General features: G+C 52.7%; 24 protein-coding genes, 1 rRNA gene and 1 other RNA gene. 23 read left to right on the top strand and 3 right to left on the bottom strand.

What is annotated here, in order from left to right; translation table 11 throughout:
- Positions 1-49: 49 nt before the first annotated feature.
- Positions 50-2,005 carry a M1 family metallopeptidase gene (locus PUT07_RS26080; protein ID WP_274471992.1) on the bottom strand — a complete coding sequence of 652 codons (1,956 nt, stop codon included), beginning with the start codon at positions 2,003-2,005 and terminating at the stop codon, positions 50-52.
- 250 nt (positions 2,006-2,255) lie between these two features.
- Here PUT07_RS26080 and PUT07_RS26075 point away from each other — a divergent pair, with 250 nt between their 5' ends.
- Positions 2,256-2,747, top strand: coding sequence for a YwhD family protein (locus PUT07_RS26075; protein WP_274471701.1), 492 nt, complete (start codon positions 2,256-2,258; stop codon positions 2,745-2,747).
- Positions 2,748-2,917: 170 nt separating this feature from the next.
- On the opposite strand, the gene PUT07_RS26070 is transcribed toward PUT07_RS26075, so the two are convergent.
- Positions 2,918-5,020, bottom strand: coding sequence for a transglycosylase domain-containing protein (locus PUT07_RS26070; RefSeq protein ID WP_379240657.1), 2,103 nt, complete (start codon positions 5,018-5,020; stop codon positions 2,918-2,920).
- 282 nt (positions 5,021-5,302) lie between these two features.
- Between PUT07_RS26070 and speE the strand changes: the two genes are divergently transcribed.
- The 6 genes from speE (at position 5,303) to argS (ending at position 9,831) form a co-directional block, all read left to right on the top strand.
- Positions 5,303-6,130, top strand: a complete 828-nt coding sequence (gene speE / locus PUT07_RS26065; protein WP_274471700.1) for a polyamine aminopropyltransferase — start codon at positions 5,303-5,305, stop codon at positions 6,128-6,130.
- Between the two features lie 128 nt (positions 6,131-6,258).
- Positions 6,259-6,447: a hypothetical protein gene (locus tag PUT07_RS26060; RefSeq protein WP_274471699.1), complete on the top strand. Its 189-nt coding sequence runs from the start codon at positions 6,259-6,261 to the stop codon at positions 6,445-6,447.
- Between the two features lie 58 nt (positions 6,448-6,505).
- Positions 6,506-6,754: a hypothetical protein gene (locus PUT07_RS26055; protein WP_274471698.1), complete on the top strand. Its 249-nt coding sequence runs from the start codon at positions 6,506-6,508 to the stop codon at positions 6,752-6,754.
- Positions 6,755-6,954: 200 nt separating this feature from the next.
- Positions 6,955-7,458 carry a DinB family protein gene (locus PUT07_RS26050; protein WP_274471697.1) on the top strand — a complete coding sequence of 168 codons (504 nt, stop codon included), beginning with the start codon at positions 6,955-6,957 and terminating at the stop codon, positions 7,456-7,458.
- 283 nt (positions 7,459-7,741) lie between these two features.
- Positions 7,742-8,152 carry a DUF1934 domain-containing protein gene (locus PUT07_RS26045; RefSeq protein WP_274471696.1) on the top strand — a complete coding sequence of 137 codons (411 nt, stop codon included), beginning with the start codon at positions 7,742-7,744 and terminating at the stop codon, positions 8,150-8,152.
- 5 nt (positions 8,153-8,157) lie between these two features.
- Positions 8,158-9,831, top strand: coding sequence for an arginine--tRNA ligase (argS, locus tag PUT07_RS26040; RefSeq protein WP_274471695.1), 1,674 nt, complete (start codon positions 8,158-8,160; stop codon positions 9,829-9,831).
- Positions 9,832-9,905: 74 nt separating this feature from the next.
- Here argS and PUT07_RS26035 read toward each other — a convergent pair whose 3' ends face one another.
- The gene (locus PUT07_RS26035) at positions 9,906-11,072 is read right to left on the bottom strand and encodes a S8 family peptidase (protein WP_274471694.1); all 1,167 of its coding nucleotides are present in this window, start codon (positions 11,070-11,072) and stop codon (positions 9,906-9,908) included.
- 375 nt (positions 11,073-11,447) lie between these two features.
- Here PUT07_RS26035 and rpoE point away from each other — a divergent pair, with 375 nt between their 5' ends.
- The 16 genes from rpoE to PUT07_RS25955 form a co-directional block, all read left to right on the top strand.
- The gene (rpoE, locus tag PUT07_RS26030; RefSeq protein WP_274471693.1) at positions 11,448-12,029 is read left to right on the top strand and encodes a DNA-directed RNA polymerase subunit delta; all 582 of its coding nucleotides are present in this window, start codon (positions 11,448-11,450) and stop codon (positions 12,027-12,029) included.
- A gap of 331 nt (positions 12,030-12,360) precedes the next feature.
- Positions 12,361-13,962, top strand: coding sequence for a CTP synthase (locus PUT07_RS26025; protein WP_274471692.1), 1,602 nt, complete (start codon positions 12,361-12,363; stop codon positions 13,960-13,962).
- 155 nt (positions 13,963-14,117) lie between these two features.
- Positions 14,118-14,510: a response regulator gene (locus PUT07_RS26020; protein WP_274471691.1), complete on the top strand. Its 393-nt coding sequence runs from the start codon at positions 14,118-14,120 to the stop codon at positions 14,508-14,510.
- A 130-nt stretch (positions 14,511-14,640) separates the two neighbouring features.
- Positions 14,641-15,495, top strand: coding sequence for a class II fructose-1,6-bisphosphate aldolase (gene fba / locus PUT07_RS26015; RefSeq protein WP_274471690.1), 855 nt, complete (start codon positions 14,641-14,643; stop codon positions 15,493-15,495).
- 250 nt (positions 15,496-15,745) lie between these two features.
- The gene (locus PUT07_RS26010) at positions 15,746-17,005 is read left to right on the top strand and encodes a UDP-N-acetylglucosamine 1-carboxyvinyltransferase (RefSeq protein ID WP_274471689.1); all 1,260 of its coding nucleotides are present in this window, start codon (positions 15,746-15,748) and stop codon (positions 17,003-17,005) included.
- Positions 17,006-17,075: 70 nt separating this feature from the next.
- Entirely contained in the window at positions 17,076-18,374 is a 1,299-nt protein-coding gene (gene rho, locus PUT07_RS26005) for a transcription termination factor Rho (protein WP_274471688.1), read from the top strand.
- Between the two features lie 43 nt (positions 18,375-18,417).
- Positions 18,418-19,692: a radical SAM protein gene (locus PUT07_RS26000; RefSeq protein ID WP_274471687.1), complete on the top strand. Its 1,275-nt coding sequence runs from the start codon at positions 18,418-18,420 to the stop codon at positions 19,690-19,692.
- Between the two features lie 109 nt (positions 19,693-19,801).
- On the top strand, positions 19,802-19,999 hold the full coding sequence (gene rpmE / locus PUT07_RS25995; protein WP_029197218.1) for a 50S ribosomal protein L31: 198 nt from the start codon (positions 19,802-19,804) through the stop codon (positions 19,997-19,999).
- 91 nt (positions 20,000-20,090) lie between these two features.
- Positions 20,091-20,504, top strand: a complete 414-nt coding sequence (locus tag PUT07_RS25990) for a hypothetical protein (RefSeq protein WP_274471685.1) — start codon at positions 20,091-20,093, stop codon at positions 20,502-20,504.
- Between the two features lie 57 nt (positions 20,505-20,561).
- Positions 20,562-20,825: signal recognition particle sRNA large type (ffs, locus tag PUT07_RS25985), an RNA gene on the top strand.
- 164 nt (positions 20,826-20,989) lie between these two features.
- Positions 20,990-22,738, top strand: coding sequence for a DNA polymerase III subunit gamma/tau (dnaX, locus tag PUT07_RS25980; protein WP_274471684.1), 1,749 nt, complete (start codon positions 20,990-20,992; stop codon positions 22,736-22,738).
- 22 nt (positions 22,739-22,760) lie between these two features.
- Positions 22,761-23,072 (top strand): YbaB/EbfC family nucleoid-associated protein, encoded by a 312-nt coding sequence (locus PUT07_RS25975; protein ID WP_274471683.1) that lies wholly within the window; start codon positions 22,761-22,763, stop codon positions 23,070-23,072.
- The gene (recR, locus tag PUT07_RS25970; RefSeq protein WP_274471682.1) at positions 23,072-23,668 is read left to right on the top strand and encodes a recombination mediator RecR; all 597 of its coding nucleotides are present in this window, start codon (positions 23,072-23,074) and stop codon (positions 23,666-23,668) included. The genes PUT07_RS25975 and recR overlap by 1 nt, the downstream gene beginning before the upstream one ends.
- A 108-nt stretch (positions 23,669-23,776) precedes the next feature.
- Positions 23,777-24,067 (top strand): DUF2508 family protein, encoded by a 291-nt coding sequence (locus PUT07_RS25965; RefSeq protein ID WP_274471681.1) that lies wholly within the window; start codon positions 23,777-23,779, stop codon positions 24,065-24,067.
- A gap of 3 nt (positions 24,068-24,070) precedes the next feature.
- Positions 24,071-24,340, top strand: coding sequence for a pro-sigmaK processing inhibitor BofA family protein (locus PUT07_RS25960; RefSeq protein WP_274471680.1), 270 nt, complete (start codon positions 24,071-24,073; stop codon positions 24,338-24,340).
- A gap of 309 nt (positions 24,341-24,649) precedes the next feature.
- Positions 24,650-24,773 (top strand): 16S ribosomal RNA (locus PUT07_RS25955); the annotation flags it as partial.

The raw sequence follows: 24,773 nt of genomic DNA, 5'->3' as shown, positions 1-24,773 counted from the left end.
CCCTCCTAAGGAAAACTTGCCTCGTAAGCGTTAATTGAGAGTGGGGCGCCTACCAGGCGACCCACCCAAAGATAGCCTGCAGGAATTGGATGATGCCGAGGTTCCAGCGGATTTTCCACTTGGTGTCCACTTCAGTTTGCATGAAATTATTGATATGTTTGTTCTCCAGGATGAGCGTATAGTTCGGGTCTATGCGGACCCAGTCGACCGGCGTGGTGTGCGTTAATTTGAACTCGATGCTGCTCTCCTTGCCGTCCCACGTTTTGTCCAGCATCGTCCCGTCGGCGAAATGGAATTGAATCGGCACCTCGGGCGAGTTGCCGCCGCGCTTGGAGATGAGGACGGAGCTCTCATAAGGTCCCGTTCCTTTGCTGCCGGTGGCTTTCACACGAATGCTCTCGACGGTGTAGTCCATCATCATCGAACCGTAGACGTAAGCGTTGAAGAATTCGTCCCACTTCGTCTTCGTCACTTCTTCGACGACCGCCTGGAAGTCGCGGGTGGATGGATGCTTGAATTCCCATCGCTGGAAATAAGTGCGCATGATGCGGTCCATCGTCTTCGCGCCAACCTGCTTTTCAATTGCTTTCAGCACAAGCTTGCCTCTCGTATAAACATTTTCCGCATATTGATCGTGGCCTCCGTACGTCCACGCATTTTTTTGCAGGGCAAGGGGGGAAGTGATGTAGCTTGATTCCACAGGCAGATTAGGGGCTTGCCCGAAGTCAGCTTCCATTACTTTGTCCTCGGCATAGGAGGTGAATCCTTCGTCCAGCCACGCCTCCTCGAATTCATTGGTGGCTACGAGTCCATAGAAGTATTGATGTCCGATCTCATGAACGACGACGCGTTCCAGATCGAGGTCCGGATTCTTATCGCTGGCTCCCCATGCGGTTATCAAGGTCGGATACTCCATACCGCCTGCGCCGTTGCCGCCCGGAGGGGGAACGACGATCGAGAGCGTGGAGTAGGGATAAGTTCCGTACCACTGGCTGTACCGGGACAGCGCCTTTTTGGCGGCGATCATATAGCGGTCCTTCAATTCTTGATGATTCGGATCGAGGTAAAGCTTAATCTTGACGCCGGGGATTTGCGGTGTAGAGAAGGGCTCTTCCACATACACGAAATGCGGCGATGCCGACCAGGCGAAATCATGCACGTCATCGGCGTAGAATTGGTACGTCTTCGTACCGTTCTCCGTCACGGCAGGCTTCACCGGGAATCCGGTAGCCGCTACGGTGTAATTGGCCGGTACTTGAATCTTCACATCATAAAGGCCGAAATTGGCGTAAAACTCGGAATTTCCGTGGTATTGATGGAGATTCCAGCCCGGCTCGGCACGGCCCCTTGTGCCTGCGCGCTCATAAGCCGCCACTTTCGGGAACCACTGCCCGGCCATGACGAAGTCATCCACATAGCCCATTCTGGCGAAAGCTGCGGGCAGCTTGACGAGGAACTCCGTCTTGAGGGTGACGCGTTCTCCGGCTCCAACCGGTTTCGACAGCGGGATTTTGAGCAGCGTCTGGTCGTCTTTATTGCCGTCATCGGGCTGCACGAACGCCATACGCGGCGTCAGATCCTCACCTTCGGACGATTTCACGGAAAGCAAGTCCATTCGTCCGGTGCTATCGTCCGTTGCTTCATCTTGGCGCAGCTTGCCGCCGGATTCGCGCATAAATGTCGTTTTCTTAGAAGCGAAAGCGTTCGGATACAAATGAAGGTAAATTTCCTGCACAGGAACGGTGCCGGGGTTCTCCCATGTAAAGGTCTGCTGCCCTTGGAGCTGCCTTGTCTCCGGCGTATAGGCAACGTTCATGTGATATTCCGCAATCCGGTAACTGAGCGGTTCCGGCGTTTGCTTCTCCGGGGGCTTGCCGCGATCCGCGGGCTGCATGTCCGGTGCCGGAGCTGAAGGTTCGTCCCGCGAGACGACGGGCAGTACCGGTTTACTTGCGGATGGGAGCAAAGTTTCAGACAGCAGGACGGCGCCTGCTGCAAGGAGCATAACCACGAACCATTGTACCTTGCGGTTTTTGAACAGAACACTCAATAGATTCACCCCGCCTAACAAGCATCTACAGCATGTATATGTAGACAACCTGGGGATTATTTCTATGAGCTGAAAAGAATTGTTGGCAAGCATGCCGGCACGGCCTGGCGGGGGCAGGATGCACGGCTCTTGTTCTGGAGATGGACTTTAGCTACAATGAAAGCAAAGCGTCATTTTAACATTACGAAGAGTGGAAGGTGTTCTCATGGAAGCGGACAAAAAGAAGCTGGCCTTGAATATAGTAAGCTCCAAAGTGAATCACAAAGGCTTCGGTGCCGGAGCGATCGATCTTAGCAACGTTTCGGGAATTATTATTGACGGCGATGAGGCGTATCTGGATGAGGGGACGCTTCATGCGAAGAGTAAAATCGAGAAAGGGATCAAATTCTCGACGAACAAGGACGACGTGCCGAACGGTCGTAAAGCCTGGATCGTGTGGGTGGCGGTAGACCGCACCGAGGAGGGTGCTTACTATGCCGGCATGTCGGCCTGCGAAATGCTGGTGGATACGGAAGCGCGCAAAGGATGGAAAATTCTTGCCGACCACGTGAACAAAATGGATGCGGCCATGAAGCGCAAATTCATCCTCGAAGGCTTGTCCGATAACGAGCGCGCCCTGCTCAAAGATCGGCTTATCGCCCATAATGTGGAATGGTGGAACCGCTCGGACCAAGCGTTGAAAGATGCCCTTTCCTAATCGCAGCAAGGCTTCATAGAGATTATGAACATTATGTGTCATCCATTGTTACGCACTTGTGAACCGGGTATACTAGACCCTAGTGTATGTTACCTCATATACTAGGACAGCAAAAAGGCAGACTAAGACGCGCTTAGTTCTGCCTTTTTGTGTTTTCCGAAACCGCGCGGTCAGTCGTTCCACCAGCGCTTGAGGTCGTTCCACCAAGAACCGTTTTGGCCCTTGGCCGGGTTCTTGCCGTCCTCGCCGGCGGCCGGCTTGGCGGGCTTGCCCGTGCAGTACGTCGTCGGCTCCGTGCCGGCAAGGAAAGCTTCCAGATGGGCATTCGGGCAGTCCTCATTGGACAGCTTGCCGCTCGCGGGGTCGATATAGACGCTGGTGACGCCTTCCGGAGTTGGGAACAGCTTCGGCGGTATCGCCTCCAGCGTCTGCTCCGTAAATTCCGCGAAGATCGGCGAGGCCAGGTGGGACTCGACGGTTGAGATGTCCCGGCTTTTATCATAGCCGACCCATACGGCGGTAGCGAGCTCAGGCGTGAAGCCGACGAGCCATGCGTCAGTGTCGGTCGTTCCGGTTTTGCCCGCAATCGGCCGCTTGATTGTCCCGGCAACCCGATTGCCCGTACCGCCTTCCTCGAATACGCTCTCCATCAGATTCGTCATCACATAGGCGACGGCCGGATTGAGCACTTGCTCTTCCTTCGGCTTCGCTTCATATAAAATCTTGCCGCCGGCATCCTCAATCCGCACAATCGCCGTCGTTTCCTTATGAATGCCTTGGTTCGCAATCGTGCCGAAGGCGGAAGCCATCTCGAGCGGGCTGACCGGGAAGGAGCCGAGCGCCAGCGACGGCAGTGGCTTCATCGGTGAATCGATGCCCAGCTTGCGGGCCAGATCAATGACCTTCTGGGGTCCGACATCCAGAATCGTATGCACGGCATAAATATTGTCCGACTTCGAGATCGCCTGCCGCATATCAATGTTGGCGTTAGCGTATTGGTCGTTGAAGTTCCTCGGCGTATAGCGCTGCCGGCCCTCGTCGTAGGTGAAGACCGTCGGTTCGCTTTTCACCTGTGTGACAGGGGTATACCCATTCTCCAAAGCGACCATATAAACGATCGGTTTGAACGATGACCCAGGCTGTCTCGTATTCGAGAGCGCCCGGTTGAACTGGTTCTCCGAGTAGTCTCGTCCGCCTACCATCGCCTTGATTTCTCCGGATCGCGGGTCAATGGCGACGAGGGCTGCTTGCAGCTCGGTTTTGCCGTTCAATTGCTTGGCCACCACGTTCTCGGCGATATCCTGCGCTTTCTTATCGAGCGTGGTATAGATGCGAATGCCGCCTTCGTCGAATTGCTCCTCCGAAATGCCCAGCTGTTCTGTTGCGAGCGTCCGCACATAATCCCGGAAATAGGGGGCTGCTGCGGGCTTCTTCTTCGTTAACGGCTGAATTGTCAGCTTCTCTTTGGCGGCGGCGTCCGCTGCCTCCTGCGTGATGAAGCCGCTGCGCACCATCGTTTGCAGAACGACCTTCTGCCGGTCCATCGCATTTTGCAAATCATAGTATGGCGAGTAGTATCGCGGTCCTTTCGGAACACCGGCGATCATGGCGCTTTCGGCCAATGTCAGCTCGCTGGCGTGCTTGCCGAAGAACAGCTCGGAAGCCGTCTCGATGCCGTAGGTCGAATGACCGTAGTATATTTGATTTAAATAATCGGCGAGAATTTCATCCTTGCTCAGCTGCATTTCCAATTGAACCGCATAGATCGTTTCTTTGATTTTCCGCGTCCATGTTCGGTCATGATTCAAATATAAATTCCGGGCCAGCTGTTGGGTGATCGTGCCTGCACCTTGAACCTTGGCCATCGCCTGCACGTTCACGATCGCCGCGCGGGCCACCGCTTTCACATCAACGCCGAAGTGATCGTAGAAATGCTGGTCCTCCACAGCGAGCGTAGCTTTAATGAGGTACGGCGAAATGTCGTTCAACGTGACGACCTGCCGGTTCTGCCCCGAATAAAACGTATCGATCAGCTCGCCATGCGTATCGAACATTTGGGAGGTTTGCAGCATCTTGGTGACAGGGAGGGTCTGAGCGCGCAAATAAACGAAGAAGACGGCCGCAGCGATGAGCAGAAGCACGCAGGAGGTGAAGAAGAAGGAAAACATTTTCTTAATGCGGCGCATCCAGCGCATGGACGCGGGGACCTCTTTCTCCCTTGCTTTCGGGGGTGTGCCTGTATCGGGTTGACGGTTGTTTTCGTTATCGGACATCGTATCCTGCCTCCTTTCATGCCGGTTTAGGCCGTATTAACCAGTATGGAAAAGCATGGCAGTCCGTATTCAACAAATTGTAAATATTTTTTGTGAAATCGGTAAAAGACCTAGGAAAATATTGCATTTTGGGGGTAATGAACTATAATACAATTTGTGCGTATGAAGGGTCGGGAAAGTTGAGCGGATTTTGCATGACTTTTGAGGCCGGTGGAACACTGATTAGAGATAACGAATGTCAGTCATTATTCATCCAATATAGAGGCGAAAGAAGGAATGAACATGGATTTGTGGTACACAGAGAAACAAACGGACAGCTTCGGCATTACAGCCAAAGTGAAAGAGACTTATGTAAGAGAACAAACGGATTTCCAGGATCTGGCTATGATTGAAACCGAAGAGTGGGGCACGATGCTGACGCTGGACGGCATGGTTATGACAACGGTCAGAGACGAGTTCGTGTACCATGAAATGGTTGCGCACCCTGCGCTCGTGACGCACCCGAACCCTGAGCAAGTGCTTGTTGTGGGCGGCGGCGACGGCGGCGTGATTCGTGAAATCATGAAGCATCCGAAGGTGAAGAAAGCGGTGCTGGTCGATATCGACGGCAAAGTTATCGAGTACTCCAAGAAATATTTGCCGACGATTGCCGGTGAGTTGGACAATCCGCGCGTCGAAGTTATCGTGAACGACGGCTATATGCACATTCATGACCACAAGAATACATACGACGTCATCATGGTCGACTCCACGGAGCCGGTTGGTCCGGCGGTCGAGCTGTTCACCAAAGGCTTCTACCAAGGCATTTATGATGCGTTGAAAGAAGACGGCATTTTCGTTGCCCAAACGGACAACCCTTGGTTCAAAGCGGACCTGATCCAAACGGTGAACCGCGATGTGAAGGAAATCTTCCCGATCGTACGCGTATACAGCGCGAACATTCCTACCTACCCAAGCGGGCTGTGGACGTTCACCATGGGCAGCAAAAAGCACGATCCGCTGCAAGTCGAGGAAGCTTCCATTCCGGAGTTCCCGACGAAGTATTACACGGCACGCCTGCACAAAGCAGCGTTCGTTCTTCCTAAATTTGTCGAAGATTTGATCAAATAAAAAGATTAAGCCGCCAGCGCCTTCTTGGAGACAAGGGGAATTGGCGGTTTTTTTGCGCTCGCCGGCAAGGCGTCGGCGGTTGGCGCATTGGCGAGTGCGTCCGCCGTGGACCGCATGCGCGGCTGGCGTTGGCGCCGCCAGCGTGCGACTCGGCCGTGCAGGCGGCATGGTCGGAGACGGGACTCGCCGGGCGCGGGCTCGCTAACGGACACCACGGCCGTTATTTCGGCGGCTACGGCCCCGTCGGCAATCTAACGGACACCAGCGCGCTTATTTGCCGATTTCCAGGCGAAATCTCGCCGAAAATGCGCAAATAGCGTCACATGTGTCCGTTAGCGCCGCGAGGCGGGCCCAAAACGGCGAATAAGCGCCGCTGTGTCCGTTAGCCGGAGCCGGGGGCTCGGCCGAGGCTCCTGGACTCCGGCCGGTCTTCGCCGTGGCGCCGCCAGCATGCGACTCGGCCGAGTCGGCGCTTCGCCGCCGCCGTGTCTCGCCGGGCGCGGGCTCGCTAACGGACACCACGGCCGTTATTTCGGCGGCTACGGCCCCGTCGGCAATCTAACGGACACCAGCGCGCTTATTTGCCGATTTCCAGGCGAAATCTCGCTTGAAATGCGCAAATAGCGTCATGTGTGTCCGTTGGCGCCGCGAGGCGGGCCCAAAACGGCGAATAAGCGCCGCTGTGTCCGTTAGCCGGAGCCGGGGGCTGGGCCGCTCTTCGCCAGCATGAAATTTTCCCCACACTGCCATACTGCTGTCAGTTGTCCCGTGTTACACTAATTCCAAGAGCTGTGCAGAAACGAAACCTCGGAGGGAAAAGAACAATGTTTACTACCGTACAAAGCTTTCTTACCGGATACGGGCAAGAATCCGCAACAACCCAGCAGCTGCTGGACGCACTGAGCGATGCGTCTTTGCAGCAGCCGCAAGCCGAAGGCTACAGACCGCTAGGTTTCATAGCGTGGCACCTGGTCCATAACGATCGGGGCATGCTGCTCGGAGCCGGCCTGAAGTTCGAGGCCCCGTCAGCCGCTGCCACACCGCCGAAACAAGCGGCGGCTATCGCGGATGCGTATCGCGCCACGACGAAAGGGATCTTGGAAGCTGTCCGAACGCAGCTGACAGATGCGAAGCTGCAGGAACAGGTGAATATGTTCGGCCAGCAGTGGACGATCGGCGAGACACTGTTCGCCTATCTGAAGCATGAGATCCACCATCGGGGCCAGCTCACGATTCTTATGCGCCAGGCCGGTGTACCCGTGATCGGCGCCTACGGCCCCGCGAAAGAACAGTGGGCAAGCATCGGAATGCCGATACCGGCGATTTAGCTTGATCGATCTAGAGGATGTTCTTAGCCATGGATGGCAGGGACATCCTCTTTCTGCTTCCCATCTGCGGAGGACCCCGGCAGGCAGACCAACCGGTCATGCATCGCCGTCTTCCTATCGGTGCTGCTTATATACAGCACCTAAAGGGGTCTTTACCGACAGAGATCGACGACATACATTGAATTCATTGGTTCTTTCATATAAACTAATAGCTGACTTGCCTTATTTGCCTGATCTTGGCATGAGGCGCATTAGGACATGGAGAATAGGAGAATGACGAATCATGACGGATAAAACGCGAGTGCGCATTCGCATTGAGAGCCGGAGCGGGAGTGAGACGAACGTGCAGAAGGCGCGGGGAGATCTGTACCGCAAAGGCGATCACACCTACATCCGCTATGAAGAAGAACCGAATGAGCTTGGACGCACAGTGACGCTCATCAAGCTGGAAGAGAATCAGATCCGCATCGTCCGCCAGGGAGACGTGCAAGCGGAGCAAACGTTTGTGCCCGGCGAGAAACGCATCGGATTTTATCATACGCCGCAAGGCCGTCTGGAGCTGGAAGTCGACACGCACGAGCTGAAGAGCGAGGCTGTGCACGGCATCGGCATCACGAGATGGAAATATGATTTGTACGCATCAGGCACGCACGCGGGAACATACAGAATTAAGTTGCTAATTCAGGAGGAGTAAGAGGAATGGACGTACTAAACGAAGTCAAAATCATCGTCAAACAAGCCATCGCAGAAGCCGTTGCGGCTGCGGGCATCGTGGAGGCCGAGCAGGTGCCGGAGATTATTCTGGAGGTGCCGAAGGAGAAGTCGCATGGCGATTTCGCCACGAACATCGCGATGCAGCTAACCCGGATTGCGAAGACGAACCCAAGGCAGATTGCTGAGAAGATCATCGCGAACCTCCAGAAGGAGAAGGCGAATATCGCCGAGGCGGAAATTGCCGGCCCGGGCTTCATTAATTTCCGAATGAACAGAGTGTACCTCTACGCCGTCATTGCGGACGTGCAGAAGCAAGGCGAACGTTACGGGGCTAGAAACGTAGGTCAAGGGCTGAAAGTGCAAGTGGAGTTCGTAAGCGCGAATCCGACAGGCTCCCTGCATTTGGGACATGCCCGCGGAGCTGCCGTAGGCGACGTGCTGTGCAACGTGCTTGATCTGGCCGGCTATGACGTATCCCGGGAGTATTACATTAATGACGCGGGCAACCAGGTCGTGAACCTGGCCAAGTCCATCGAGGCCCGCTATTTGCAAGCGCTCGGCCAAGATGCCGTCATGCCGGAAGATGGGTACTTCGGCGATGATATCAAGGGCTTCGCGGCAGAGCTGGCAGCGGAAGAGGGAGATCGCCTGCTGAGCTTGCCGGAGGATGAGCGACGGGCGTATTTCCGTTCTTACGGGCTTAAGAAGGAGCTCGACAAAATCAAGCGCGACCTCGGCCGCTTCGGGGTTCGGTTCGACAACTGGTTCTCCGAAACGTCGATTTATGAAGATAACCTGATTCCGCCGGTTCTGCAGGAACTGCGCGATAACGGCCATATTTATGAGGAAGATGGCGCAACTTGGCTGAATACCACGCCTCTTGGCGACGACAAGAATCGCGTGCTGATCAAGAATGACGGATCCTTTACGTATCTGACGCCGGATATCGCCTACCACCGCAACAAATTCGGGCGCGGTTTCGATCGCCTGATCAACATCTGGGGCGCCGACCACCACGGCTACATCCCGCGGATGAAGGCGGCCATGACGGCGCTGGGCTTCGAGGCGGACCGCCTTGTCGTGCTGATCGCCCAGATGGTGAGCCTTTTCCAGAACGGGGAAAAGGTGAAGATGTCCAAGCGGACCGGCAAAGCGGTCACGATGGAGGATTTGATGGACGAGGTCGGCGTGGACCCGATCCGATATTTCTTCGCGATGCGCAGCATGGACTCGCATCTGGATTTCGACATGGATCTGGCGGTTTCCCAGTCCAATGAGAATCCCGTGTACTACGTACAGTACGCGCATGCCCGCATCTGCTCCATCTTCCGCCAGGCGGAAGAGCAGGGCATCCAGGTGCTGCCGCTGGAGCAGGTCGATCTGAACCAGCTCTCGTCGGAAGCTGAGTTCGACTTGCTGCGCAAGATCGGCGAGCTCCCGGAGGAGATCGCCATTGCGGCCGACCAGTATGCGCCGCACCGCATGATCCGCTATGTCTACGAACTGGCGAGCCAGTTCCATAGCTACTACAGAGGCCACTACGTCATCACGGATGACGCGGCTTTGACCCAAGCGCGCCTTGCGCTGCTCGGCGCGCTCCGCACGACGCTGGCCAATACGCTGCGCGTGGTCGGCGTATCCGCTCCGGAGCGCATGTAAGCCTCGATCCATACACACAAGGGCTGTCCCGAAAGGTCTTTACCCGCCTTTCGGGACAGCCCTTGTTGCTGTTATCAGAGCTGCTTCGCCGCGCGCAAGGCCCGCCGGGCATTGAGATGCCCAGGCTGCCAGCGCGTGTTCTCACGCCTGTTCAGGCTGATGGCGCAGCGGCGGATAGCCGTTTTGATCTGCTGCGGCGCCATCGGCTTAATAGCCAGCATCAGCGCAATGACGCCGCTGACATGCGCGGTAGCCATCGAGGTGCCGCTGAGCTCGTTGTATTTGCCGTGCAGCCAGGAAGAGTAGACCCGTTCCCCTGGCGCATAGATATCGATTTGCTTGCCGCGGTTGCTGAAGGGGGCGATCCGTCCCTGCCGGGTCGTAGCGCCGACGGAGACGACCTGCGGGAAGCGGGCGGGGTAATCGACCGTCTTCCTTTTGCCGTCATTGCCGGATGAGGCCACGATGACCTTCCCGCGATAATAGGCGTTCAGAACCGCTTGCTCGAGCGCTCGGTTGTACGATTTCATGCCGAAGCTCATATTGATAATGTCGAGATCGTTACTCACACACCAATCGATCCCGGCGATAATATCCGACACATAGGCGCTTCCGCTATGGTCGAAAGCTTTGACCGGATGGATGATGGCCCTCGGCGCTACGCCGATGATGCCGGAGTTGCGTCCTGTAGCTGCGATCGTTCCCGCAATATGCGTGCCATGGCCGTTGTCGTCATAGGGCAGCATGCTGTGGTTCAATAAGTTGATTCCCCGCGAGATGGAGTTTCGCAAGTCCGGGTGATTGTAATCAATGCCGGTGTCAATGACCCCAATCCGGATGTTTTGGCCTAACGACTTGTTCCAAACTTCGGGAGCGCCGATCTGATCGACACCCCATGGGATTGCATGGGAGCCGGAACCGGATAAAGTGGTTGCGCGTTTGGCGATGGTTTTGTTCCCGATGATCTGATGGACGGTTATTTTGGAGTCTTCGACGATCGTCGGGCCGCCAGCGGCGTACTTGAGTTTTGAATCGGGGCGAAGCGTGCAGGAGAAGGCATGAATGATGTCTAGAACGCGGACTTTAGCGAGATTCGCGAGGCGGGGGCGCAGCCGCCTAAGCTCAGCCTTGTAGGCGTAATAGTCTTTAGCCGATGAGAAGCGAATCATATGCTTCTTGCCAGAGTGCTTGGTGAGTGCGATTTCCTCATGAAGCAAATAAAGAAAGGTGGCTATGTCCATACGTGCCATCCCCCCATGACAGCTTAGAATCGAGTCTCCCCTATCATATGTACAGGTCACCCCTGATGACCGTGTGATTGCCTTTATAGAAATAATTGGGTGCGAACCCGTGTCAGATGTGCAGGTTTTACATAGGATAAATAGAGAGGCGCAGGCAGGAGTGTCTCTTCCTCAGGTTCAGGAAGCGGCATTGATTCGCTCATACCGTTTCCTCTGGATACAGTCGCAAGCGGAGGGGGACCTTCGCTTGTATTCATTTTGGGGGCGGGGTAGTTGCATTTTTAGAAAAAATAGGTTTTACTTAACTAAGATATTGGATAAGGTAGATAGAAGAAGTACAGAAGTGAAGAAGACGGTCGAAAGGGATGTGCCTGAATGAGTAGCGAATACACTCTCAAAATCACCACAGAACAAGCTCGCGAAATGCCGATGGTGGATTTGGCGTTTGAATTATTGAAGTCGGCGAATACGCCGTTTTATTACCGTGACCTGATGGCGGAAATTGCAAAAATTAAGGGGTTATCTGAGCAGCACGTCATGCAAGTGATTGCCCAACTATATACGGAAATCAACATCGACGGGCGTTTTGCTTGCGTTGGCACGAACCTTTGGGGGCTGAAACGCTGGTATCCGGTCGAGAAGTCGGACGATGCGGTTGGAAATGCAAAGCGTCCTAGAATCATCAACGATGAAGACGATGATCTGGATGAGGACATTTACGCGGAGGAAGAAGATACATACGCAGAAGAAGACGACTACGATGCATTCGGTACAGATGCCGAAGAAGAAGAGTCGGATGAAGATACGGAGTTCTTCGAGGATGAGGAGATCGAAGAGGATCTCGGCGAAGAAGGTATCGACGAGACGGACGAAGACGAAGAAGACAGCCTGGACGAAGATGAGGATCTGGATGACGATGAGGATTCATTGGATGAAGAGGACGACGACGACAAATAACTTGTCTTGACAGCCACTGTCCGTTCAGAGTAAACTATTGCATGGGCTTTAAAAGAATCTTAACAAATCGCGCAAGCGTTCAAAAAGTGCCCCGTCACTGCGGGTGTCACTTTTTTTGTTTTTTTGGACTGTTTTTCACTATGGGTTTCATGAAAAGCCTTGTTTGGTAGACACTACAATTAGAGCAGTGACAGCAACGACCCTGATAGCGAATGCTTACGGTGTAAGCCTTTTGCATAGAAAGACCGAGGCCAGCGAGCCTGGCGGGAAACGAAGCGTAAATGTACGAGCTGCGTTTTTCAAACCAAATAACCAATAGGAGGCGTACATAGTGACAAAATATATTTTCGTTACGGGAGGCGTAGTATCTTCCCTTGGCAAAGGAATAACGGCAGCTTCCTTAGGTAGACTGTTGAAGAACAGAGGGCTGAAAGTTACAATTCAAAAGTTCGATCCATATATTAACGTGGATCCGGGGACGATGAGTCCTTATCAGCACGGTGAAGTTTTCGTAACCGATGACGGGGCGGAGACGGATCTGGACTTAGGCCATTACGAGCGCTTCATCGACATTAATTTGTCCAAAGCTTCGAACGTTACGTCCGGCAAAGTGTACTCCTCGGTTATTACAAAGGAGCGCAGAGGCGAATACCTCGGAGGAACGGTTCAAGTTATTCCGCATATTACGAATGAGATCAAAGACCGTGTTCTGCGTGCGGGCCGCGAGGCGCAATCCGACGTGGTCATCACGGAAATCGGCGGTACGGTGGGTGACATCGAGAGCTTGCCTTTCTTGGAAGCGATCCGTCAAATGAAAAATGATATCGGCCGCGAGAACGTCATGTACATTCACGTTACGCTGATTCCTTATATCAAAGCGGCCGGCGAAGTCAAGACGAAGCCGACTCAGCACAGCGTCAAAGAATTGCGCGGCCTGGGCATTCAACCGAGCGTGATCGTATGCCGTACGGAGCATTCCTTGACCGAAGACATGAAGCGCAAGCTTGCCTTGTTCTGCGACATCGATCCGGCTGCGGTTATCGAATGCAAAGACGCGGAAACGCTGTATGAAGTGCCGATGATGCTGCGCGAGCAGGGATTGGATGATTACGTTTGTAATCACCTGAAGCTGAAAACGAGCGAACCGGACATGACCGAGTGGGAGAATCTGGTCCGCAAAGTGAAGTCCTTGACGAAGAAGACGGAGATCGCAATTGTCGGTAAATATGTAGCGCTGCACGATGCTTATTTGAGTATTGTAGAAGCCCTCGGACATGCCGGTATCGATAACGATTCCGAAATCGAGATTCGCTGGGTTAATGCCGAAGATATTTATGACAATAACGTCGACGAGCTGCTTTCCGGCGTGCAGGGGATTCTTGTGCCGGGCGGATTCGGGGACCGCGGTATCGAAGGGAAAGTATCCGCCATTCGCTATGCCCGCGAGAAGAAAATTCCGTTCTTCGGCATTTGCTTGGGCATGCAGGTAGCGGTTATCGAGTATGCGCGTTCCGTTTGCGGTTTGGATGGAGCGAACTCCTCCGAGATTAATCCGACGACGGCTTATCCGGTTATCGATTTGTTGCCGGAGCAGAAGGATATCGAGAACCTGGGCGGTACCATGCGTCTCGGCCTGTATCCTTGCAAAGTCGTGCCGGGCTCCCTGGCGGAGAAATGCTACAACGATGAGCTGGTGTATGAGAGACACCGTCACCGGTATGAGTTCAACAATGAGTACCGCGAGCTGATCGAGTCCGCAGGATTGCGTATTTCCGGTACATCGCCGGACGGCCGTTTGGTCGAGATGGTTGAGCTTCCAAGCCATCCTTGGTTCTTGGCAGTGCAATTCCATCCGGAATTCACGTCCCGTCCGAACCGTCCGCAGCCGTTGTTCCGTGAGTTCGTGAAAGCGGCGCAAGGGATCGAACGTTAACGTTTCATGTAAGGTTGCTTCCTGACAAACATCTTTTTTGTAAAAGTTTTCAATTAGCCCCTGACCTCGGAAGGAAAATGGAAACGAATAGCGAATACCTATGTATTCTGAAGTATAGGGAATTTGTTATTCGTTTTCGGGAGGGAGCTAGGCTGATGAAGAAAAAGGTACTGATTGTCGATGATCAAAATGGGATTCGCGTACTGCTAATGGAGGTTTTCAGTAACGAAGGATACGATACTTATCAAGCCTCTAATGGTAAATTGGCTTTAGAGATCGTCAGAAATTCTTCGCCTGACCTTTTATTGCTGGATATGAAAATTCCCGGTATGGACGGCCTCGATATTTTAAAGCATGTGAAAGCGATCGATGCATCTATCAAAGTCATTATGATGACCGCTTATGGCGAGCTTGACATGATCAAAGAAGCGACGGATCTGGGTGCGATCATGCATTTCACGAAGCCGTTTGATATTGACGAACTGCGCATGGCAGTCAATATGCAGTTAAACAATGAATCAAGCAGTGGCTATGCAATAGGATCCTAGAATTAGGGTCTTTTTTTTTGTGGCAGAGAATAGAGGGCTTGGTTATCATTTGAATATATATGTGCTATAATAACTCAGGTATGACAAGAGCGGTCTACGCAAAACTACAGGTTCTAGGAGGAAGAGAAACATGGCATTGGTTTCAATGAATGAGTTTTTACCTAAGGCAAAAGCGAACAAATACGCGGTGGGTCAATTTAACATGAACAACCTTGAGTTCGCTCAAGCGATTGTGGAAGCGGCAATGGAACTGAAATCCCCGTTCATTTATGGTGTTAGCGAAGGCGCACTGAAATATATGGGTATTGAATTCACAGTAGCTATCGCAGAAGCGGCAGCGAAGAAATCCGGTCTGCCGATCGCATTGCACCTGGATCACGGCAGTTCCTTCGAAGTGGCAATGAAATGTATCCGTGCAGGATTCAGCTCCGTTATGTTCGACGGTTCCCACTACTCTTTCGAAGAAAACATCCGTTTGACGAAAGAAGTTGTGAAAGCCGCTCGCGCAATGGGCGTATCCGTTGAAGGTGAGCTCGGAACAATCGGCGGCGTGGAAGACGATATCTCCGTTGACGAAGAGCACGCTAACCTGGCTAAGCCGGAAGAAGCAATCCGTTTCTACGAAGAAACAGGCGTTGACTGCTTGGCAATCGCTGTAGGTACGGCACACGGTATGTACGCTGGTGAGCCTAACATTCACTTCGACATCATCGAAGCAGTGTCCAAAGCGATCCCAGTACCGGTTGTATTGCATGGTGGATCCGGCGTACCGGACGAAATGATTCGTAAATCGATCGCAGCAGGCGTTGGCAAAATCAACGTGAACACAGAGAACCAAGTTGCTTGCACAGACACGATCCGCGCGGTTCTGAACAAGGACGCTAAAATTTATGATCCTCGTAAATATCTCACCCCAGCTCGCAACGCAATGGTCGAAGTAGTAAAATCCAAAATTGAATTGTTCGGAAGCAGCAACCAAGCTTAATAACAATTGTATAGACAAGGCAGGAAATGCGGCAAGGCGCAAACGGATGACGGAAGATGTCGCCCGTTTGTGTTCTTGCGGGCGTTTCCTCTTTCTATTTCTTAATCTTATGCGCTCAGAAGGCGCAGGAAGATTATTCGTGATGCATTTTCATGAGATGTTGTCGTTTTCATAAATCTATTTATGATTTGGTTGGCGGTAGAAGGATTGCGCTTGCAGGAAGGCACCTGGATTTAGGGGGAGAATCATATTGGAGAAATTAATGGTGGTCGGGGGACGTCCGCTGCGGGGGACGGTTCAAATTAGCGGAGCTAAGAATAGTGCGGTTGCACTCATTCCGGCTGCGATTCTTGCTGAAACGCCGGTAACGTTGGATAATCTGCCGCATCTTAGCGATGTGGCTACATATACAGAAATTTTAACGGATTTAGGAGCCAGCATTGATTGGAACGAAGACCGGATGACGATCGACCCCAGTCGAATGAAGTCGCTTCCGATGCCTAACGGGAAAGTTAAGAAGTTAAGGGCGTCCTACTATTTGATGGGAGCGCTGCTTGGAAGATTCGGCGAGGCGACGATCGGTCTGCCTGGAGGTTGCAATTTCGAGCCGCGTCCGATTGATTTGCATATCAAAGGCTTCGAAGCGCTGGGCGCTGAAGTGAGCAATGAGAACGGCGCATTGAGAATCCGTGCCAAAGAGCTGCGCGGGGCGAAAATTTACTTGGATATGGCGAGCGTAGGTGCGACTATCAACATCATGCTGGCGGCCTCACGGGCCAAGGGCAACACAATTATCGAAAATGCGGCGAAAGAGCCTGAAATTATAGATGTAGCAACCTTGTTAAACTCGATGGGGGCGAAAATTAAAGGAGCAGGCACCGATACCATTCGGATCGAAGGGGTTCAGGAAATGCACGGCTGCCGGCATTCCATCATTCCTGACCGGATTCAGGCCGGTACCTATATGATCGCAGCCGCGGCTACGCGAGGCGATGTTACCGTCGATAACGTCATTCCGAAGCATTTGGAGGCCTTGACAGCGAAGCTTCAAGAGATGGGCGTACATATTTACGAAATGGATGAGTCCATTCGGGTTGTCGGCCAGCCGGAATATTCGAGCGTGGATGTCAAAGCGTTGATTTATCCCGGCTTTGCAACGGATTTACAGTCTCCGATGGCCAGTCTCCTGTGCCAGGCAAGAGGCGTCAGCATTTTGACGGATCATGTGTACAGCAACCGTTTCAAGCACATTCCGGAGCTTGTGCGGATGGGAGCCAAGATGAAAGTCGAAGGACGCTCCGCGATTATCGAAGGTTCGCAGCTTAGCTCGGCCAAAGTGCGCGCAACCGATTTGCGTGCCGGAGCCTCGCTTGTGCTTGCCGGACTTAGCGTAAGAACGGGCGGCGTCACGGAAGTATCTGGGGTCGAATTTATTGACCGTGGGTATGAGAACCTTGTGTTTAATCTTTCTTCGCTGGGCGCCGAGGTTTGGCGGGAGAGCGAAGACTAGAGGAATAAAGTTCCAAACAACAGGCAATGCTAGAATCCAATTGAAAATTTAATAGTTTGGTGGTTGAAACATGAGCATGCAGCTTGCTGAGCTTGAAGTACTCAAGCTTACTGAATTATATAAACTAGCTAAGAAACATCAGATTCCATACTACGGTACGCTGAAGAAAAAAGAACTCATCTTTGCAATTTTACGTGCACAAGCTGCCGAAAGTGGCTTATTGTTCATGCAAGGCGTTCTGGAGATCCTGCAAGAGGGCTTCGGATTCTTGCGTCCCATTAACTATCTTCCAAGTTCTGAAGACATTTATATTTCCGCTTCCCAGATTCGCAAATTCGATTTGCGCTCAGGGGACATCGTATCGGGCAAGTGCCGTCCGCCGAAGGAGAACGAGCGCTATTTCGGACTGCTTCAGGTTGAAGCCGTCAACGGCGAGAAGCCGGAAACAGCCGCGGAACGGCTGCATTTCCCTGCGCTGACGCCGCTGTATCCGGACAAGCGCATTACACTTGAAACCGAGCCCCAGAAGATCTCCATGCGGATCATGGATCTGCTGGCCCCTGTCGGTCTTGGACAGCGCGGTCTGATCGTAGCTCCGCCCAAAGCGGGGAAAACGCTGCTGCTTAAGGAAATAGCGAACAGTATTTCTACGAACTATCCGGATATCGAGCTTTTCGTTCTGCTGATCGATGAGCGTCCGGAGGAGGTCACGGACATGCAGCGCTCCGTCAAAGGGGAAGTCGTTGCATCCACCTTCGATGAATTGCCTGAGAATCATATCAAAGTCGCTGAGCTTGTGCTGGAGCGCGCGATGCGTCTCGTTGAACACAAGAAGGATGTTGTCATCCTGTTAGATAGCATTACCCGTTTGGCCAGGGCGTACAACCTCGTGGTGCCTCCTACCGGACGGACATTATCCGGGGGGATCGACCCGGGGGCCTTCCATCGTCCCAAGCGTTTCTTTGGAGCTGCCCGCAACATCGAAGAAGGCGGCAGCCTGACCATTCTGGCGACGGCGCTCGTGGAGACGGGTTCGCGTATGGATGACGTCATTTATGAAGAATTTAAAGGTACGGGGAATCTCGAGCTTCACCTTGACCGTAGAATGGCGGAACGCCGCATATTCCCGGCCATCGACATTCGCCGGTCCGGAACGCGCCGCGAAGAGGCTCTCTTGAGCAAGGATGAGCTTGAGAAAATATGGGCGCTGCGCAAAGGCATGAACGATTCCCATGAATATACGGAATCCTTCATCAAGAAGCTTGCCGAAGCAAAAACGAATCAAGAGTTCTTGGACTCTTTGGCTTCACCATCCGCGGGCGGTCCGTCAGGAGCCAGCAAAGGGAAAGTGAAAAACTCAGCATCCTAAGCGGCTGCCGAAGATGTCTTAACGCATAAAGAGGAGTACCGTTATGAATTTGGTTTATTCAGACTCACAAGGAAACGTCTTTGATCATCCGGATTTCCTGGCGCTTGGCCGGAATGCCGAAATGATCACCGAAATTATGGAGGACGAGCTGATCCCTCTGCCCGAGGGGGCAACGCTCGTCAGTCTGCCGTTCACACGGCCGGTCGGCATTGATGCCGAGACGGGAGAGATGAAGCTGGTCCCCGGCGATTATCATGCTGTTGGAGCGCTGCTCCCGCAGGGGTTCACACGGCTGCTGCTGCCGGGCTATGTGAAATCGGACAAGAGCAAGGCATTGCCGCTTTTTGGTTACACGGCCGTTGTATGGAAGGACGACGCCTTCTACGTCGCCGCCCGTTTGACGGATAACCCGTACTTCTGGAATCCCATTCATTGCGATGTCAATGAGCTGGAATCCCAAGTCAAGTCGTTAACCGCCAAATACCCGGAGAACCGCTTGTATGCGCATCTGTCCAACTGTGCTCTCGGCTACGAGTGTCTGACAGCTTCGAATACGTTCCTGCAGCGGTGGGAGGGAGCCGTACCGGTATCCTATTCCTGCAATGCCGGATGCTTCGGCTGTATCTCGGAACAACCGGATGAGAGTGGCTTCGTGGCTCCGCAGACCCGGATGAATTTCAAGCCGCGGGTCGACGAGATCACGCAAATTATGCTGGAGCATCTGCGTACGCCGGATAGTATCATCTCGTTCGGCCAAGGCTGCGAGGGAGAGCCGAGCACGCAGGCGGCGCTCATTATTCCGGCGATCAAGCAAGTGCGCGAGATCACCAAGATGGGGTACATCAATATCAATACGAATGCGGGCTTGACCGACCATATCCGCGGCATTGTAGACGCCGGACTTGATCTGATGCGCGTAAGCACGATCAGTGCGCTTGACGATCACTACAACGCCTACTATAAGCCGCGGGCCTATACGCTGAAGAACGTAGAGAAGTCGCTTCGCTATGCCACGGACAAAGGGGTTATTACCTCGATCAACTATCTCGTATTTCCGGGCGTTACCGACCGGGAGGAAGAGATTGAAGCGATGATCGAATTCGTACGCAGAACCGGATTGAAATTGATTCAGCTGCGCAACCTGAATATTGATCCGGAAAGTTATCTCGGCATTATTCCCAAAGCTCGCGGCGAGCTGCTGGGCATGAAGCAGATGATCGAGATTTTCGAACAAGAATTGCCGGATGTCGTACTCGGCTCCTACTCGCATACGCCGAAGTTTTATACCAGCGATCGCAATGCGGCCATGATCCTCTAATCGAGAAGATTTCCCGTTGCAATCGAACTTGCGAGTGTGCTACAATGCAAAAGTACGTCCATTAACTCTGATTCAGCACATGATTCAGGGCGGAAAGAGGTGAACCAACATGAAAGCAGGTATTCATCCTACTTATCATGCAACCACAGTGACTTGCGCTTGTGGTAACGTGTTCGAAACGGGTTCAATCAAGCAAAATCTTCGCGTGGAGATTTGCTCGAATTGCCATCCTTTCTACACAGGTAAACAAAAGTTTATCGATGTAGGCGGCCGTGTCGACAAGTTCAAAAAGAAATACGGAATCTAATTGGCATCATTTGTTGTGCTGCCAATCAGCATAAGACGTCCTCCCTTGGTCATCCTAAGCTTAGGCTTAGAGTCCAATGGGAGGTGTTTTTATGTTCAGGGGAATGCTTAGATGGACAGGAGCGATCTTGCTGACGGCAAGCTTGGCCGGCTGCGCGATGAATGCGGGCGACAAGAATCCGCCGGATAACTCCAATGCCCAGTACAAAGCGCAGCAGTACAAGAAGGACGGCTACATGGGTTTGACCAGCGTCAATCCGAATAATCCGCTCAACCCTACGTATCACCACTACGAGGATGATTCCAATCTAATGAAAGCCGTGCTTGCCCAGTTCCCGGAGATTGAGAAGAGTAATATCGCTATGAACGGTACGACTGTACGGGTGAAAGTAAAGCCTAAGGCTTACCTGACGCCGGCACAAGTAGAGGAGCTTCGCTCTCTCGTGCAGAATGCTCTGGACACCAACATGCCGCGTTACGACATTGTGGTGAAAATGACGCCCTAAGAGGTAGATTTTGCCCCTCGGTTGCTATTTGCATGTGAATCGGCTATACTAACTTTACTGTGCTAGACGGGGAGGTAGCGGTGCCCTGTAACTCGCAATCCGCTGTAGCGAGGTTGAATTCCTGTTAGCGGTACTGTGATGTGAGGTCTGGCTCTTACACGTGGTGTTGAGAGTTGGGTCCTTCGCAATGGATGCTCATGAACCCGGTCAGGTCCGGAAGGAAGCAGCCGTAAGTGAGAGGTTCCATGTGCCGAAGGGCTGCCTGACTTGAGCTAACGATAAGAGTTCGCTTGTATCACTTTATCAATAACAGGTGCACGGTTTATATATCGATAATGACTAGAACGCCTTCTTACGAGGCGTTTTTATTTTGCCCATTTTGAGGGACGAATGGCCCTTGTGAGTGATCCTCTATTTCATCCCCAGAGGGGTTATAGTATAATGGATTCAGTCATTCCACGGAGGGATTATTGGAGAGGAACGCTATGGCACATATTGCTCTATATCGAACGTGGAGGTCTCAGACGTTTCGCGATGTGGTCGGTCAGACGCATATCACACAGACGCTGCAGAATTCTTTGCGGGAAAATCGCCTGACGCATGCTTATTTATTCAACGGTCCAAGGGGAACAGGCAAGACGAGTACTGCCAAAATATTGGCCAAAGCCGTGAACTGTCTGAACGGACCGGCGGAGGAGCCTTGTAACGCCTGCTCGGCCTGCGAGCGGATTACGGAAGGCGCTGTCATGGACGTCGTCGAGATCGATGCCGCCTCCAATCGCGGGGTGGAGGAAATTCGCGATATCCGGGATAAGGTCAAGTACGCCCCGACTGAAGTCAGGCAGAAGGTTTATATTATTGATGAAGTGCACATGCTGACGACAGAAGCCTTCAATGCGCTCTTGAAGACGCTTGAGGAGCCGCCGGCTCATGTGATGTTTGTATTGGCTACGACAGAGCCGCACAAGATTCCGGCGACCATCATTTCCCGGTGTCAGCGTTTTGACTTCCGGCGGGTTTCCATGGACGATCAGGTGCAGCGGCTGCAATATATTTGTGATCAAGAGGGAATCTCGATCAGCGAGGAAGCTCTGCATTATATCGCCCGACTATCCGACGGCGGGATGCGCGATGCGTTAAGCTTGCTGGATCAGGCGACCTCCTTCGCCACCGGCGAGGTTCAGCTGTCCGACATCTTGTCCATCACCGGCGGCGTAGCTTCCGATCAATTCAAGAAGCTCGTGCTTTATATTAAGGACAAGAATCTCGGAGCTGCGCTCGAATTGATCGATACATTCATGCAAGAAGGCAAGAGCGCCGACAAATGCATAGAAAATTTGATTAACTACTTCCGCGATTTGCTCATGGTCCGCATGGTGCCGAATTCACCGGTCATCACGGAACGTGTGTTCGATATGCGAGAGCTTAGTGAGATTGCCAGTCACTTCACACCGGCTGAAATGATGGGCATGATCGAAACGCTCAATCATTACCAGAGCGAAATGAAATATTCCGTCCAGCCCCAAACCTTGCTCGAAATCTCCATCATGAAGATGTGCGGTGGCCACCGCGGCGGGGGCGGCCAAGCGGCGGTCAGCAGCTCGGCGGATGCCGGTCAGCGGATGCCGCAGGGCGATCTCATGGCTCAGATGACCCAGAGGCTCAAACAACTTGAAGAGCAGATAGCCGGACTGGTAAAATCGGGAGTAACGGGCGCGGCTGTACCGCAAGCGAAGCCGGCTGCCAAGATTATGTCGGCCTCCGCGCCTTCGAAGAAGTCCGGAATTAAACTGGACGGCTACTTGAAAGCTTCGGAGGGGCCGGAGACGAAGGCGGGGCTCATGAAGTGGAGTCAGGTTCTGGGCCTTGTGAAGGAAAGGAAGATAACGGTTCACGCCTGGTTCGTGAATGGCGATCTGGTTTCCGTGCTGGATGATGTCGTTCTCGTTGCATTCAAGAATGATATGCACCGTAACACGACCGAGAAGCCGGAAAACAAGCTCATTATCGAGCAAGTGCTGGCCTCCGTATTCGGTAAGCCCATGCGATTGCTTACGATTATGCGCAAGGAGTGGGACGACGCCAAGAACGAGGCGACCAGCTCGACGCCTGAAGTCATGGAGCTTGTGGCGGATGAGGGGCATCCCGGAGCCGCAGCGCCGCCGAAGGAAGAATGGATTTCCGAAGCCATTCAACTGTTTGGCGAGGAGCTAGTGACCATCAAAGAAGACTAAATACAAAGGAGCATACCAAACCATGAATAACATGAACCAAATGATGAAGCAAGTGAAGAAAATGCAGGAGCAAATGATGAAGGCTCAAGAGGAGCTTGGCACCAAAATCATCGAAGGCACAGCCGGAGGCGGTGTTGTGACTTGTGTCGTGAACGGCCACAAGAAAGTGCAAAGCATCACCATCAAGCCTGAAGCGGTTGATCCGGACGATGTAGAAATGCTGCAAGACCTGGTACTTACAGCCGTTAATGATGCGATGGCCAAGGCGGAGGAAGTTGCCAATAAGGATATGGGCAAATTCACAGGCGGAATGAATATCCCTGGATTGTTCTAATGCATTACCCTGAACCGATTTCCAAATTAATCGATGCTTTTTCCCGCCTGCCCGGGGTAGGTCCCAAGACGGCGGGAAGGCTCGCTTTTCATGTGCTTCGGATGAAGGAAGAAGACGTGATCGATTTCGCGAAGGCGCTTGTTAATGTGAAAAGAAACCTGCACTACTGCTCCGTATGCTGCAACATTACGGACGTCGACCCTTGCCGGATCTGCCAGGATAAGAGCAGGGACGGGTCCGTCATATGTGTCGTGCAGGAGCCCAAGGATTTGGTCGCTCTGGAGCGTACCAAAGAGTTCGAGGGCTACTACCACGTGCTCCACGGCGCGATATCGCCGATGGAGGGAATCGGACCGGATCAGATTCATATCGCGGAGCTCCTTAAGCGGTTGGGCGATGAGACCGTGCAGGAGTTAATCTTGGCTACCAACCCGAATATCGAAGGGGAAGCGACGGCCATGTACTTATCCCGACTTGTCAAACCGTTCGGATTGCGTGTAACGCGAATTGCGCATGGGCTGCCAGTGGGCGGGGATTTGGAATATGCGGATGAAGTGACATTGTCCAAAGCCATGGAAGGCCGCAGGGAATTATAATAGATACGAGAAGGGAGCCGTGAGGCTCTCTTTTTTTGTGGTTCTATTTGCTACGTTTCTCCCATATGCATAGGGATAGATTAACCCGCAATTGGGAGGAATGGAGGCATGCTTGTGAAACTGGCTTTATTGGGTATGCATGGAAGGAAGAACCTGCAACCGAAAAGTATCAAAGAGGAACAACTGAAGGACAAGCAGTTGCTGCTTCAAGAAATTCGTGCGGCTCACGCGAACTGGGTGGCTGCTCAGGCACATTTTGAATTTGCGTTGGACAAGGACCAGATCGACTATGCCATCTATGCAATGGAAGCTGCGGAGAAAAGATTCGAGATGCTCATCAAGCAAGCCAAGAAGCTGAATTTGAGCATGATCGACACGGATCGATTATTGGAGGTGTAGCTTGTGTATACGCAATATGCGGTATGGGGAGTGCTTATCCTTTCTTCGCTAATGCTGCTTATCGTCGTGCTGCGCAACCGCAGCGGCGGCAGGCTGTTATCGGCATTATGCCTGAATGTTGTTGTGGCCGCCTTTCTTCTCTATGGATTGAATCTGCTAAGCGACTATACGCACGTTGAATTGCCGATCAATACGGCCACGCTAGGGACGGTGACGTTCTTGGGTGTCCCGGGTGTACTTTTGCTTGTCGGGTTGAAATTGGTGCTGATCTAGCTGGTAAAAGTTTTTCGTTCATGCGGGTTGACTCGTTCGTGAGATCTGTGGTATCTTATAAAAGTTGCCGCTGAGACATGCGGGAATAACGAGTAACTTGAGAAAAACAAGTTGCAAAAGATTTGTTAGTGTGGTATATTACTTTTCGCTGCTTCGGAAACGCGGTAGTGAGTGCAAGACATTGATCTTTGAAAACTGAACAACGAGTGAGTAAACAGAACGAGCAATCGTTCAAACATGAGATTGATAATCTCGCTAGCAAGTCAATTGAGCTATTCAGCTTTCAATAAGGACGAGCAATCGTCCACTATTATGGAGAGTTTGATCCTGGCTCAGGACGAACGCTGGCGGCGTGCCTAATACATGCAAGTCGAGCGGAGCACTTCGGTGCTTAGCGGCGGACGGGTGAGTAACACGTAGGTAACCTGCCTGT

The sequence above is a fragment of the Paenibacillus sp. MAHUQ-63 genome, assembly GCF_028765165.1.
In the GTDB taxonomy this organism is placed as follows: Bacteria; Bacillota; Bacilli; order Paenibacillales; family NBRC-103111; genus Paenibacillus_E.
This window is presented reverse-complemented; position numbering and strand designations above follow the sequence as displayed.

What these genes read in the sequence shown, in the direction of transcription:
- PUT07_RS25975 (WP_274471683.1), top strand. Translation starts at nt 22,761, where the DNA reads ATGAATAACATGAACCAAATGATGAAGCAAGTGAAGAAAATGCAGGAG.
- PUT07_RS26035 (WP_274471694.1), bottom strand. Translation starts at nt 11,072, where the DNA reads ATGGACATAGCCACCTTTCTTTATTTGCTTCATGAGGAAATCGCACTC.
- PUT07_RS26070 (WP_379240657.1), bottom strand. Translation starts at nt 5,020, where the DNA reads ATGTCCGATAACGAAAACAACCGTCAACCCGATACAGGCACACCCCCG.
- PUT07_RS26045 (WP_274471696.1), top strand. Translation starts at nt 7,742, where the DNA reads ATGACGGATAAAACGCGAGTGCGCATTCGCATTGAGAGCCGGAGCGGG.
- PUT07_RS26080 (WP_274471992.1), bottom strand. Translation starts at nt 2,005, where the DNA reads ATGCTCCTTGCAGCAGGCGCCGTCCTGCTGTCTGAAACTTTGCTCCCA.
- recR (WP_274471682.1), top strand. Translation starts at nt 23,072, where the DNA reads ATGCATTACCCTGAACCGATTTCCAAATTAATCGATGCTTTTTCCCGC.
- argS (WP_274471695.1), top strand. Translation starts at nt 8,158, where the DNA reads ATGGACGTACTAAACGAAGTCAAAATCATCGTCAAACAAGCCATCGCA.
- dnaX (WP_274471684.1), top strand. Translation starts at nt 20,990, where the DNA reads ATGGCACATATTGCTCTATATCGAACGTGGAGGTCTCAGACGTTTCGC.
- fba (WP_274471690.1), top strand. Translation starts at nt 14,641, where the DNA reads ATGGCATTGGTTTCAATGAATGAGTTTTTACCTAAGGCAAAAGCGAAC.
- rpmE (WP_029197218.1), top strand. Translation starts at nt 19,802, where the DNA reads ATGAAAGCAGGTATTCATCCTACTTATCATGCAACCACAGTGACTTGC.
- rho (WP_274471688.1), top strand. Translation starts at nt 17,076, where the DNA reads ATGAGCATGCAGCTTGCTGAGCTTGAAGTACTCAAGCTTACTGAATTA.
- PUT07_RS25965 (WP_274471681.1), top strand. Translation starts at nt 23,777, where the DNA reads ATGCTTGTGAAACTGGCTTTATTGGGTATGCATGGAAGGAAGAACCTG.
- PUT07_RS26020 (WP_274471691.1), top strand. Translation starts at nt 14,118, where the DNA reads ATGAAGAAAAAGGTACTGATTGTCGATGATCAAAATGGGATTCGCGTA.
- PUT07_RS26050 (WP_274471697.1), top strand. Translation starts at nt 6,955, where the DNA reads ATGTTTACTACCGTACAAAGCTTTCTTACCGGATACGGGCAAGAATCC.
- speE (WP_274471700.1), top strand. Translation starts at nt 5,303, where the DNA reads ATGGATTTGTGGTACACAGAGAAACAAACGGACAGCTTCGGCATTACA.
- rpoE (WP_274471693.1), top strand. Translation starts at nt 11,448, where the DNA reads ATGAGTAGCGAATACACTCTCAAAATCACCACAGAACAAGCTCGCGAA.
- PUT07_RS25990 (WP_274471685.1), top strand. Translation starts at nt 20,091, where the DNA reads ATGTTCAGGGGAATGCTTAGATGGACAGGAGCGATCTTGCTGACGGCA.
- PUT07_RS26000 (WP_274471687.1), top strand. Translation starts at nt 18,418, where the DNA reads ATGAATTTGGTTTATTCAGACTCACAAGGAAACGTCTTTGATCATCCG.
- PUT07_RS26075 (WP_274471701.1), top strand. Translation starts at nt 2,256, where the DNA reads ATGGAAGCGGACAAAAAGAAGCTGGCCTTGAATATAGTAAGCTCCAAA.